Annotated in this window: 9 protein-coding genes; 7 read left to right on the top strand and 2 right to left on the bottom strand. The window is 36.8% G+C overall.

Annotated elements, in window-relative coordinates:
- The first annotated feature begins 29 nt into the window (after positions 1-29).
- The 5 genes from RT037_RS02830 (at position 30) to ahcY (ending at position 7,827) form a co-directional block, all read left to right on the top strand.
- On the top strand, positions 30-407 hold the full coding sequence (locus tag RT037_RS02830; RefSeq protein ID WP_313028026.1) for a hypothetical protein: 378 nt from the start codon (positions 30-32) through the stop codon (positions 405-407).
- A 128-nt stretch (positions 408-535) separates the two neighbouring features.
- A complete protein-coding gene (locus tag RT037_RS02825; RefSeq protein WP_313028023.1) occupies positions 536-1,618 on the top strand; it encodes an efflux RND transporter periplasmic adaptor subunit in 1,083 nt (360 codons plus the stop codon).
- 97 nt (positions 1,619-1,715) lie between these two features.
- A complete protein-coding gene (locus RT037_RS02820) occupies positions 1,716-4,919 on the top strand; it encodes an efflux RND transporter permease subunit (RefSeq protein WP_313028021.1) in 3,204 nt (1,067 codons plus the stop codon).
- Positions 4,897-6,348, top strand: a complete 1,452-nt coding sequence (locus tag RT037_RS02815) for an efflux transporter outer membrane subunit (RefSeq protein WP_312321521.1) — start codon at positions 4,897-4,899, stop codon at positions 6,346-6,348. The genes RT037_RS02820 and RT037_RS02815 overlap by 23 nt, the downstream gene beginning before the upstream one ends.
- Before the next feature lie 165 nt (positions 6,349-6,513).
- Positions 6,514-7,827: an adenosylhomocysteinase gene (ahcY, locus tag RT037_RS02810; RefSeq protein ID WP_313028019.1), complete on the top strand. Its 1,314-nt coding sequence runs from the start codon at positions 6,514-6,516 to the stop codon at positions 7,825-7,827.
- Between the two features lie 376 nt (positions 7,828-8,203).
- Here the strand turns inward: ahcY and RT037_RS02805 are convergent, their stop codons facing one another.
- Positions 8,204-8,635, bottom strand: coding sequence for an FUSC family protein (locus RT037_RS02805; protein ID WP_313028017.1), 432 nt, complete (start codon positions 8,633-8,635; stop codon positions 8,204-8,206).
- A gap of 207 nt (positions 8,636-8,842) precedes the next feature.
- Here RT037_RS02805 and RT037_RS02800 point away from each other — a divergent pair, with 207 nt between their 5' ends.
- A complete protein-coding gene (locus RT037_RS02800; protein ID WP_312321524.1) occupies positions 8,843-10,285 on the top strand; it encodes an aminoacyl-histidine dipeptidase in 1,443 nt (480 codons plus the stop codon).
- A 65-nt stretch (positions 10,286-10,350) separates the two neighbouring features.
- Here the strand turns inward: RT037_RS02800 and RT037_RS02795 are convergent, their stop codons facing one another.
- On the bottom strand, positions 10,351-10,782 hold the full coding sequence (locus RT037_RS02795; RefSeq protein ID WP_313028016.1) for a DUF3060 domain-containing protein: 432 nt from the start codon (positions 10,780-10,782) through the stop codon (positions 10,351-10,353).
- A gap of 295 nt (positions 10,783-11,077) precedes the next feature.
- On the opposite strand from RT037_RS02795, the gene RT037_RS02790 reads away from it, so the two are divergent.
- Positions 11,078-13,834: a M4 family metallopeptidase gene (locus RT037_RS02790; protein WP_313028014.1), complete on the top strand. Its 2,757-nt coding sequence runs from the start codon at positions 11,078-11,080 to the stop codon at positions 13,832-13,834.
- Positions 13,835-14,044 lie beyond the last annotated feature (210 nt).

Below are 14,044 nucleotides of genomic sequence, written 5' to 3'. Positions count from 1 at the left end.
CTTTGTGAAGTAATTTTGCAATGAGAGAAATGAAAACTGTTTTTGTGTTCATATTAACAGCTTTGCTGCTACTTTTCTGTGTAGAAAGCAAATCTTACAAAGTTGATGCTGCCAATTTTGCGCAGACATCGCATACACATACGTCAAAAACTCAGCATCTCAGCAAAAGCTTAGACAAGTCTGCGAAACATTCTCAATCTGCAGATAACTTCTCTATTGTTGATACTGAAACGGATTTCAATCTAGAATTAGATGTTGACAATCTGTTTGTTTTCGCTAATATTCTTGGGATTTCAAGTCTTCTTGCTTTATTTTTCAAATCGATTCGTAAGAAAGAAATCTTTTCACAAGATTTCCATTTTCATCATGTTAAAACATTTATTCTTATTCAGTCTTTAAGAATATAGAATTTCATTTTATAATTGTTGATTTTTAAATAAATCTTCAATATCATTATTAAATTATTACTCGACAAATAATAATTTAATCCTTTAACTATACCAAACTTTTTTACCCACAATTTTAATATCAAGTTATGAAGAGAGTCGCATCATGCGTTGCTCTAAGCGCTATCTTGTTGTTAGCAAGTTGCAACAACAAAAAAGAAGAGAAAGAAGAAACTGCAATCTACCCCACAACTACGCCTGTTAAGATGGATACAGTGATTACTAAAGAATTCGTTTCTCAAATTCGCTCCGAAAAAAACATCGAAATCCGAGCGCAAGAGAAAGGTTTTTTACAAAATATCTACGTCGACGAAGGTCAATATGTGCATGCAGGACAGACCTTGTTCCGTATCATGCCTCAAATCTACGAGGCTGACGTTATGAAAGCCAAAGCCGAAGTTGCACAAGCCCAAATTGAGCTACAAAACTCCAGTACGCTTGCTAATAACAACGTCGTGTCGCCTAACGAAAAAAGAATGGCAAAAGCTAAGCTAGATGCTGCAAATGCTGAACTTAGATTAGCCCAAACGCATCTATCATTCACTACGATTAAAGCGCCTTTTTCTGGAATCATTAATAGACTTCCTCTTAAATTGGGAAGTTTGGTAGACGAAGGCGATTTGCTGACAAGTCTTTCTGATAATGGTGGAATATACGCTTATTTTAACGTGTCAGAACCTGAATATCTTAATTATCAAATGCATTCTGCTGAACGTGGCAACGACATAGTTTCTTTGATTATGGCAAACGGTAAAGCTTTTCCTGATAAGGGAATTATCCAAACCATTGAAGGTGAGTTTGACAGCGAAACAGGAAACATCGCTTTCCGTGCAAAATTCCCTAACACAAAAAGTATTTTGAGAAACGGACAGACAGGAAAAGTGCAAATGACACTTCCTTTGCACGATGCCTTAATTATTCCGCAAAAAGCAACCTACGAAATCCAGGATCAAATCTATGTTTTCGTGGTGGACAAAAACGGAATGGTAAAATCTAGAAATATAAAAGTTGCTTACGAGCTTCCTGATATTTACGTTGTGGCTTCAGGATTGACAACTGGCGACAAAATCCTTCTAGAAGGTGTACAAAAAGTGAAAGATGACCAAAAAGTAAAAGTGAAATTCGAAGATCCTAAGAAAGTGCTGAGTTCATTAAAACTTCAAGCTAACTAAAAAAGAGTTCCGAAGGAACGATTTAACAAAAAATAGGATGAAGTCCTATTAAAGTGAAAAGTTCAATCGAATTTCAAATCTAAATTTCTATTTAAAAATGTTTAAGAAATTCATACGCAGACCAGTTCTGTCGATAGTCATCTCTTTGATTATCGTCTTTATGGGGACTTTATCCTTGATGAAATTACCCGTAACACAGTTTCCAGCGATTTCACCTCCCAAAGTTAATATTTCCGCTTCCTATCCTGGCGCCAACAACGAATTATTAATTAAATCGGTTATAATACCGTTAGAACGTTCTATTAATGGTGTTCCAGGGATGAAGTACATGGCGTCCGATGCAGGTAACGATGGCGAAGCCTCTATCCAAGTAGTCTTCGACCTTGGGACAGATCCCAATGTTGCCGCAGTTAACGTACAAAACCATATTTCTTCCGCTATTAACAAGTTGCCGCCCTTGGTTGTAAGAGAAGGTGTAAAAATTACGCGTGAAGAACCCAATATGTTAATGTATATCAATCTTTACAGCGATGACCCGAAGTCTAATCAAAAGTTTCTATTTAATTATGCTGACATTAATATTTTATCAGAATTAAAAAGGATAAAAGGTGTTGGTGACGTTGACATCCTTGGGACAAGAGAATATGCTATGCGTATTTGGTTAAAACCTGACCGAATGACGGCTTACAACATCTCTGCAGATGAAGTTATGCAAGCTTTAGATGAGCAAAGTATCGAAGCTTCCCCTGGTAAAACGGGAGAAAGTTCTGGTAAACGATCTCAATCTTTTGAATATATCCTAAAATATCCAGGACGTTATAGCAACGAAAAAGATTATGGTAACATCATTCTGAAATCATCATCAAACGGCGAATTTGTAAGATTAAAAGACATTGCTGATATCGAGTTCGGAAGTTCGATGTACGACATCTACTCTACCCTTAATGGTAAACCGTCAGCTGCGATTACCGTAAAACAATCTTATGGATCCAACGCTTCGGAAGTAATCAAAAATGTAAAAACCTTAATGGAAGATTTACAGAAGCACAACTTCCCAAAAGGTATGCATTATGAGTTAAGTTATGATGTTTCGAGATTCTTAGATGCCTCAATCGAAAAAGTGGTACATACACTTTTTGAAGCCTTTATTTTGGTGGCGATTGTTGTGTTTTTATTTTTGGGCGATTGGCGTTCGACTTTAATTCCGACCATTGCGGTACCTGTTTCATTGGTTGGGACATTTGCAGTAATGTCGGCTTTCGGGATTACATTAAATATGATTTCGCTCTTTGCCCTCGTTATGGCGATTGGAGTCGTCGTCGATGATGCAATTGTCGTCATAGAAGCCGTCCATGCCAAGATGGAAGAAAAAGGACTTTCACCTCTTAAAGCCACCGAAGAAGCGATGCACGAGATTAGCGGCGCTATTATCGCAATTACTTTAGTTATGGCATCGGTGTTTATTCCAGTTGCTTTTATGAGTGGACCTGTAGGGATTTTTTATCGTCAGTTTTCGATTACGATGGTATCCGCAATTATCCTTTCTGGTACTGTAGCCTTGACTTTAACACCAGCTTTATGTGCTTTAATTCTTAAAAACAACCACGGACACGCCAGAAAGAAAACACCTATTAATAGATTCTTAGACAAGTTTAACAGTCTATTCAACAAAGGTCAAAACAAATACGAGCGTTTATTAAACAAAACAGTTACTAGAAAATTCTTTACACTGCCTGTTTTATTATTATTCTGTTTAGGAACTTATTTTTTAAGTAATAGTTTGCCGTCAGGATTTGTACCAACAGAAGATCAAGGGATGATTTATGCGATCGTACAGACGCCTCCAGGCTCAACTTTGGAACGTACCAACCAAATTGCATTACAACTGCAAAAAGCATCTGAAGGTATCGACGGTGTACAGTCGGTTTCATCTTTGGCGGGTTACGAAATCTTAACAGAAGGTACTGGCGCTAACTCCGGAACTTGTTTAATTAATTTAAAACCTTGGGACGAGCGTAAAGAATCTGCTGCCGAAATTATCGAACAACTCGAACAAAAAGCGAAAGAAATTCCTGGTGCTAATATCGAATTCTTCCAACCACCTTCAATTCCGGGTTATGGTGCAGCTGGTGGTTTCGAATTAAGACTTTTGGATAAAGCGGGAAGTGGCGATTATCAAAAGATGGAACAAGTTAGTAAAGACTTTGTCAAAGAATTACAAAAACGTCCAGAGCTAGGTTCTGCTTTCACCTTCTATTCGGCGAGTTTCCCACAATATATGTTAAAAATTGACAATGATTTAGCAGAACAAAAAGGCGTTTCTATTGAGAAAGCAATGGATAATCTTTCAACCTTAATTGGTTCGAATTACGAAACGAGTTTTATCCGATTTGATAGACCATACAAAGTTATTGTACAAGCTGGACCACAATACCGTGCATTACCATCTGACATTTTGAAACTCTATGTTAAAAATGATAAAGATCAAATGGTACCTTATTCTGACTTTATGCATTTAGAAAAAGTATATGGTTTGTCCGAGATTACACGTCACAATATGTACAACGCCGCGGAAGTAAGTGGAACGCCTGCACCAGGATACAGTTCTGGACAAGCGATTGCAGCGATCCAAGAAGTGGCAGACAAAACACTTCCTCGTGGTTTCGGAATCGATTGGGCTGGGATTTCTAAAGATGAAGTTTCTAGAGGAAACGAAGCGATATACATCTTCTTAATTTGTCTTGGGTTCGTGTATCTCATTTTATCAGCGCAATACGAAAGTTTCATCTTGCCGTTGCCTGTTATTTTATCCTTACCAACAGGAATTTTTGGAGCCTTTTTATGTTTAAAACTTTTAGGTTTAGAAAATAATATTTACGCACAAGTAGCGATGGTTATGCTCATAGGTCTTCTCGGTAAAAATGCCGTTTTGATTGTAGAATTTGCAGTCCAGAAAAAAGCCGAAGAAAATATTCCTGTAGCCAAAGCCGCAATTGAAGGTGCAACAATACGTTTTAGACCAATTTTGATGACGTCTTTCGCCTTTATCGCAGGTCTTATCCCGTTGGTGATGGCGACTGGTCCAGGTGCTGTTGGTAACCGAACTATTGGTACAGCCGCTGCAGGTGGTATGTTGATTGGGACAGTTTTCGGTTTAATAATAATTCCTGGTTTATATTACATTTTTGGTTTAATATCCGAGAAAACGAAATTGTCTTACTACGAAGAAGAAAATCCGTTGACAGAGCAGACCGAACCTTACAAACATGATGAAAAATATGAAGAACATAATAAAAAATAAAATAGTCCTAAGTCTTGGCGCAGCGCTACTTCTTGCAAGTTGTAAAGCGCCAATGGCAACCAAAGTTCAAGATCGTGTTAAAGACACTTTGCCGACGACTTTTGGTGGTGACCAGAATAATACTGGTGTCGAAAACAATTCGGGGATAACGCCTTGGAAACAGTTTTTCACAGATCCAAATTTGGTTAGTTTAATAGAAGAAGCTTTAAAAAATAATCAAGAATTAATGATTACGCTTGAACAAATTGAAATTGCAAAATCTGATGTTCTCTACAAAAATGGGAAATTGAAACCTACAGTTTCCGCTGGTGTTGGTGCTGGTGTAGAGAAAGTTGGCCGGTACACCTCAACAGGTGCTGGCGATGCTTCTACCGATATTACTGACGGAAAAGAAGTTCCAGAAAATTTAATGAATTTTGAAGCTGGACTAAGAGCTGATTGGGAAATCGATATTTGGCATAAACTAAGAACCGAAAAAAAAGCAGCTGTTGCGCATTATCTATCAACGGTTGAAGGTAAAAACTTTGTGTTATCAAGCTTGATTTCGGAAGTTGCGGAAAGCTATTACGAATTACTGTCTCTAGACAACCAACTGGACATGATTCATCAATACATGGAAATTCAGAAAAAGGCTTTAGAAATTTCGAAAATCCAAAAACAAGCAATGGCAGCAACTGAATTAGCGGTGAAGAAATTCGAAGCTGAACTAGCAAAATCTAGCGCAACAGAATATGATTTAAAACAACAAATCACCGAAAAGGAAAACCAAATCAATGCGCTTTTGGGACGTTACCCGCAACCGATTCTTAGAAATAAGGAAAGCTTTATGAACATCGTTCCGCAGAGTATTTACACTGGCGTTCCGTCGCAATTGTTGGCGAATCGTCCCGACATCAAACAAGCAGAACTAGAGCTAGAAGCGGCAAAACTTGACGTTGAAGCGGCACGTAAAGAGTTTTATCCAAGTTTAAGCATTTCTGCGACTTTGGGTTTAGAAGCTTTTAAACCTTCATATTTGGTGAAACTTCCAGAATCTATTGCTTACAGTCTTGCTGGCGAACTGGCTGGTCCACTCATCAACAAATCGGCAATACAAGCCAACTTTAAAACGGCAGACGCTAAACAAATTCAGGCTTTGTACGAATATGATAAAACGATTTTGAGCGCTTATCTAGATGTTGCCAACCAAATGTCAAAAATTAAAAACATTGACCAATATTATATTTTGAAAAAGCAACAAGCGCAAGCCTTAGACCAATCTAATGATATTGCGAATCAACTTTTCAAAAATATGAGAGCGGATTATTTGGAAGTTTTAATGAATCAAAGAGATGCACTCGATGCCAAAATGGAATTGATCGAAGCCAAAGAAAAACAACTGAACACTGTCATCGACATTTACAAAAGTCTAGGTGGCGGCTGGAAGTAAACGATACACATTTCTCTCACCTCATCTTTCGGGATGAACTAGCGCGAAACGTCGATTAGCAAAGAAAAACTTCTACGCTTGAAAGCGTTTCCGCTTTTTTTTATTATCTAAATTTTTAATCGTATTTTTGCATCGAAATTTTACTTAAAAAAATAAAATCCATATATGGACACAACAACACAATACGTTCCTTACAAAGTAAAGGATATTTCTCTAGCTGAATGGGGAAGAAAAGAAATCACTTTGGCTGAAGCTGAAATGCCTGGTTTGATGGCGATTCGTGAAGAATACGGACCATCTCAACCATTAAAAGGTGCTCGAATTGCAGGATGTCTTCACATGACAATCCAAACTGCTGTTCTTATCGAAACTTTGGTAGCTCTTGGTGCAGAAGTTACTTGGTCTTCTTGTAATATCTTCTCAACTCAGGACCATGCTGCTGCTGCAATTGCTGCTGCTGGAATTCAAGTTTACGCTTGGAAAGGTCTTAACGAAGAGGAATTCGATTGGTGTATTGAGCAAACTTTATTCTTCGGTGAAGATAGAAAACCATTAAACATGATTTTGGATGATGGTGGAGATTTAACAAACATGGTTTTTGATAAATATCCAGAATTAACAAAAGACATCAAAGGACTTTCTGAAGAAACAACAACAGGTGTTCACAGATTGTATGAAAGAATGAAAAACGGAACTTTGGTAATGCCTGCAATCAACGTTAATGATTCAGTTACTAAGTCTAAATTCGATAACAAATACGGTTGTAAAGAATCTGCTGTTGATGCGGTAAGAAGAGCAACTGACGTGATGTTAGCTGGTAAAAGAGTGGTTGTTTGTGGTTATGGAGACGTTGGTAAAGGTACTGCAGCATCTTTCAGAGGAGCTGGTTCTATCGTTACGGTTACAGAAATCGACCCGATTTGTGCGCTTCAAGCTGCAATGGACGGTTACGAAGTTAAAAGATTGGATACTGTTGTTGATAATGCGGATATCGTAATCACAACTACTGGTAACTTCAACATCGTAAGAGCGGAACACTTCAAAAAAATGAAAGATAAAACCATCGTTTGTAACATCGGTCACTTCGATAACGAAATCGATATGGCTTGGTTAAAATCAAACTACGGTTCAACAAAAACTGAAGTTAAGCCTCAAGTAGACATCTACAACGTTGATGGTAAAGAAATCATCATCTTGGCTGAAGGTCGTTTAGTAAACTTAGGTTGTGCGACTGGTCACCCTTCTTTCGTAATGTCAAACTCGTTCTCGAACCAAACTTTGGCTCAGATTGAATTGTGGACAAACTCTGCTGCTTACGGAAACGAAGTTTATATGTTACCTAAACATTTAGATGAAAAAGTAGCAGCTTTACACCTTAAGAAATTAAGCGTTGAGCTAGAAACTCTTTCTCCTGCGCAAGCTGATTACATTGGTGTTCCAGTAGAAGGACCTTTCAAACCAGAATATTACAGATACTAAGATTTCTTAGTTTTTAAAATATCAAAATCCCGTTCTAAAATTTGGAACGGGATTTTTGTTTAATATAAAATGCCATACTTTAAGAAAAATTTTTAAAACAAAAATCTCTAATTTTTATATATGCAAAAAACGAAGGTAATAATTCCGATTTTGCAAAAGCAATCGGTGGCGGAACCAAAGAAAAACTGTCCATTGCAATTTATCTTTTAGGCATTGCGGTTTTGTTTTTCGAGCCTCACATTGCTTTAGTTTTCTACTATATTGTAGCACTAATGTGGAATATTCCCGACAAACGATTAACCGAAAAAGAATAATAAAACAAAAGCCTTCTCACTACAAAAGGCTTTTTTTATTGATTTATTTTTAAACTTAAAATTTAATCCATCATTTTTTTAGCATTCGAAAACAAAAAAGTAATCACCAATGCGACAGTACAACCGATTATCACGCAGACAATTCTTTCGATAGCCACCAGCCAATCGCGACTACTACTCTCTTCCACCAGCACAATAACGACCGCTGCCAAAGCGGTACGTATGGTTTTATCAAATCGTAAAGCAAGACCAATCACAATGGTTAAAGCAATGCCCATTCCTAATAAAATCATGTTCGGGAAAGGCACAAAATATAATAGTAATCCGATTGCGCCACCGAGAAGATTACACTTAATCCTATCAAACGCCAATTGGTTATTATTTTCTGGACTAAAAACCAAAACCGTCGACACAACCGCCCAATACAAAGGATACTGTGGTAATAAGAAATAAAACGAATAACAAATTAATGCACCAAGAACACATTTAATCAAATAGATTTTTTCGGCTCGCGTTGCATCAAACCGAATAAAGGAAATTATTTGTCGAAATAATCGAATCATGTTATTAAATATTGAACCCATAAAATTACGAATTCCTTAAGCAAATAATCATTAATTTAAGAACATTTAAAGCTTAAAAATTTCCAAAAAGCGCCAATTATTAGTAACTTGCAGTAATTAATTAAGATTTAATACAATATGGAATATTCACAATTAGAACCTAAAAATATTTGGAAGAATTTTGCGTTGCTAAATGCTGTGCCACGTCCTTCGAAAAAAGAAGAACGAGTTATTGCATTCATCAAAAAATTTGGTGAAGACTTAGGCTTAGAAACGTTGGTAGACGAAGTTGGTAACGTTATCATTCGTAAACCTGCAACTGCTGGTATGGAAAATCGTCAGCCAATCGTTATGCAATCGCACCTTGACATGGTTTGTCAAAAAAACAGCGATGTCGATTTTGACTTTGACACGCAAGGTATCCAAATGTATGTTGATGGCGATTGGGTAAAAGCAAAAGGTACAACTTTAGGTGCTGACAATGGACTAGGTGTGGCGACTATTATGACTATTTTGGAAAGTAATGACATCCCACATCCTGCATTGGAAGCGCTTTTCACGATCGATGAAGAAACTGGTATGACGGGGGCTTTAGGTCTTAAAGGTGGACTTTTGCACGGCGATATTTTATTAAATCTTGACACCGAAGAAGATGACGAGATCGACATCGGTTGTGCTGGTGGTGTCGATGTGACGGCGACGGCGACCTTCGGGACTGTTGATGTAAAAGCTGATGTGTATACAATTCAGATTAAAGGATTGCAAGGTGGACATTCTGGGATGGACATCCACAAAGGTTTTGGAAACGCTAACAAAATCCTTGGCAGATTTTTATTTGAAGGTTTAAATAATGACATTCAAATTATCAATATCGATGGCGGTGGACTTAGAAATGCAATCCCAAGAGAAGCAAAAGCTATCGTTTCTGTTACTAATGCTGCAGATTTTGAAAAAGTAACTTCCGATCTTAAAGCAAGTATTCTTGAAGAATTTGCTACGATTGAAAAAGATATTGATATCACGATTGAAAAATCATCTACGAGCGAAAAAGCTCTAAGTTTTGAAGATTCAAAAAAAGTAATTTATTCAATAAATGCTGCTCATAATGGTGTTTTCCGAATGAGTCCAGATGTTGAAGGTCTTGTAGAAGCATCTAATAATGTGGCGCGCGTTGAGGTTAAAGATGGCGCTGTTAAGATTTTAAACTTAACACGATCTTCGGTTGACTCCACTAAAACTGAAGTTGCACAACAATTAATTTCTTCTTTTGAAAGCAACGGTATCAAAACCGAATTAACAGGAAGTTACCCAGGTTGGAAACCAAATCCTGGTGCAGAAATTATCCAAATAATGACTGATCTTTACGAAAAGGATTTCGGTGCAAAACCAATGGTTGTTGCTTGTCATGCAGGTTTAGAATGCGGTATTATCGGTACCAATTATCCTAAGATGGAAATGGTAAGTTTTGGGCCAACCATCAAAGGTGCACACTCTCCAGACGAAAGAGCGAGCATTTCTTCAGTTCAGAAATTCTGGAAATATCTACAAGAGATTTTACAAAATATCCCTAAAAAGAAATAATCTCATTTAATCATAAAAAAACGCCTTTCAAATATTTGAAAGGCGTTTTTTTTTTAATATTTTCTTTATAGTTTGATAACGCTAGCGCCAGGTCCAGAGACCTTTACATCAGGACGTTTTGACTTATTATCAGTCGTCTTATAATAGACTTTAGAACTCGAACCACTAATGGAAACGTTATTCACTTTGTCACCATAAACAATGTTACCTGCGCCTTCCACAACAATTTTGGATGCAAAACCATTAATAGTAATCACATTACTTGTCCCTTCAATCAAAAGTGTCCCACCTGTAAGAGAAATAGTCTTTTTGTGTCCCACACCTTCTACATGTACATTTCCATTTTCTTCTGTAATATCGCCCGCTGTCCCTGCTTTTCCTCCAGCTTTACTCGCCATATCGACTGCATCATTTAGGATACCGCCAAGACTTTGACTATAAACATTGCTAAAATTAAAGCCTAAAACTAACATTAATACAAATTTTAATTTTTTCATTTGGTTTTTATTTAGATTATCTATACATATTTAACGATTAAATCAAAATAAAATTCCTTAATAAATATTAAATAATTAATAATTTATTGTAACAGAAATTATTTTTCAACATAAAATCAAATAAGTTAAAAACATTAACCAAACAAAGATTAAAGTAACCAATTATTAAATATTTTCATTAAATAATTCAAAAACTTAAAAAATAATTTAGAAAAAAAGGATTAAACAATGACATTAATCATAATTTTTTATTAATTTGGCGCAACATTAAATCCCATACAATTAAAATTTAGTAATGAGAAAAAATCTACTTAGCTTAGGCTTTATAGGAATCTTGTTTTTGTCAAATAGTTTGACAGCACAAGCGCAGGTAAGTAAAAGAATATTACATGACAATGGTACACCTAGCTTAATAAGCTTTGCATCTGGCAACAATCTATCGTCTTTAACTGCTCAAAATATCTTTGAACAGTATCTTAACATCTCCTCTAATACGACAATGAAGCTTGCTTCAACAAAAGTTGACAATGTAGGAAAATTCAAAACCGAAAAATATCAAATGTATTTTGATGGTATACCAGTAGAATATGCCATATACAATCTTCATTACAAAAACGGTTCTTTAACTGCAATGAATGGTGAGATTTTCAAAACTGATGCAGTACAATCTCAGACAAAAATCTCAGCGGAACAGGCATTTATAAAAGCTAAAAAATATGTAAACGCTTCTTCTTATATGTGGGAAGATGCTTCTTATACAGAGATCTCTGGTTACAAAAAACCTGTTGGAGAGAAAGTGCTACTTCCGATTTTAGTAAGCGAAGGAAATTACAAACTTATCTCTGCTTACAAATTTGACATTTATGCAGCAGCACCTATTAGTAGAGGTTGGGTATATATTGATGCTAATGACGGGAAGGTTTTGGCTTATGATGCTATTATGAAGCATGCTAAGATGAACAATTTCCCAACAAAAGATGTTACAACTCCAGAACCAATCACTCTTAAAGAAAGTTTTAAACCAGATGCTTTATTCGTAGCAGGAACTGCAGCAACACGATATAGTGGAGAGCGCAGTATTGACACATCTTTGTTAACATCTGGTACTAATAGTGGCAAATTTGCATTAATAGATTCTTCACGTGGAGGAGGTGTTATTACAAAGAATGCTAAAAAATCACAAACTGTATCTGCGACATTGGATTTTATTGATAATGACAATAACTGGACGGCTGCAGAATTTGATAATTCAACATTCGATAATGCAGCTTTGGATGCACATTGGGGTGTTGCAAAAACTTACGATTACTTTAAAGATACCTTTGGTCGTGACAGTTATGATGATAATGGTACAGCTTTACGTAGTTATATTCATTATGGGAGCAACTACGAAAATGCGGGCTGGACTGGCGCTGAAATGGTGTATGGTGACGGCGCGAGTAACTTCAAACCTCTTACAGCATTTGATGTAACTGCCCATGAGCTTGGTCACGGTGTTTGTCAAGAGACCGCAAATTTAGCATATCAAAGAGAATCAGGCGCACTTAACGAAGGTTTCTCCGATATATGGGGAGCAATTATCGAACATAAATATGCGCCAGAAAAACAAGCTTTCTTAGTTGGTGAAGATATTGTAAAAGTATCGCCAAACTATTTAAGATCGATGATTACCCCAAAAACAGGACTTAATAAACAACCTGACACTTACCGAGGTACACATTGGTATCCTGCAACAGTTGAAGAAGGCTGTACCTCTCCTAATTCACAAACTAATGATAACTGTGGTGTGCATTATAACAGTGGCGTTCTTAATCATTGGTTCTACATCCTTGTTATGGGTAAAGTTGGCACTAACGATTTAGGGAATTCTTACGATGTTACAGGTATCGGCTGGGAAAAAGCTGAAAAAATTGTATATAAATTAGAAAGTGAATATCTAACAGCAAACTCAAACTATAAAAATACTCGTGACTACGCCATCGAAGTAGCAAAAGTACTTTATGGAGATAATTCTCCCGAGATGATTGCGGTTCAAAATGCATTTTTTGCAGTAGGTGTAGGTGTTAAATATCTTTCGACGCCTGATACTACGCCACCAACTATTCCTACTAACTTAGCAGCAAGCAATATCAAAGGTACATCAGCTAAGTTAACTTGGGGTGCATCTACGGATGATAATGCAATGGAAGGCTACATCATATATAAAGACGGAACTGAGATTGGCAGAACAACTACCGCCCTAACTTACGATGCTAAAAACTTAACAAGACTTACGACTTACGACTTTACAGTTAAAGCATTAGACGGATACGGAAATATTTCTGCTGCTAGTAATATTGCTAAAGTAACAACAACTGACGCACTAGATTATTGTGCATCACAAGGGAACAATACAACTGACGAAAAAATCAACCGTGTACAATTTAACACGATTGACAAAACAAGTACAGGAACTGCCGGTTACGAAGATTTCACAGACGTTTCTACAACTTTAGAAGTTGGAAAAACTTACGAAATCAAAATCACACCGAAATGGGGATCAACATCATATAGCGAAGGTTACGCTGTATTTATTGACTGGAACAATGATGGAGACTTTAATGACGCCAACGAAAAAGCTTTCACAAGTGCACCTTCTAGCACAACTCCTATTGTTGGCAACATAACAGTTCCTAGCACAGCTGTCCTTGACAAGCCTACAAGAATGAGAGTATCTCTAAAATGGAATGGGATACCTACCGCTTGCGAAACATTCTCTTATGGACAAGTTGAAGATTACACAGTAACAGTTGGACAAAACTTAGCAGTGTCGGATATCAACAAAAATAGTGCTTTCAGCATCTTCCCTAACCCTGTTAAAGATGTGCTTAACATCCAAACAACAAGATCAGGAGAGATCAGCTATCAAGTAATTAACACAACTGGACAAGCAGTATTATCTGGCAAGACTAAAGGACAAAACATCCAAGTACAGTCTTTACCAGTTGGTAACTACATCATCCAGATGACAAATGGCGAAGAAACTTCTACTCAAAAATTCATCAAAAAGTAGAGGTTTTCCATAACCAAAATAATAAACCGTTGCTTTTTGCAGCGGTTTTTTTATTTGAAGCTAATCCCGCTGTCCGCTATATCTTTAGTGAGAGGCTCGGATGGCTCCGCTACGCTCCGCCCCGCCCCCTCACCTCACCCCAAAGGATGCCGCTACCATGGTAAGTTTGCATTAGGATAATTAAGGAAGTAAATTAGTTGATAATATTAA

The sequence above is a fragment of the Soonwooa sp. genome (assembly GCF_032062245.1).
Taxonomy (GTDB): domain Bacteria; phylum Bacteroidota; class Bacteroidia; order Flavobacteriales; family Weeksellaceae; genus Soonwooa.
Note: the sequence above shows the minus strand (reverse complement) of the source record. Positions and strands in the feature narration are given on the sequence as shown.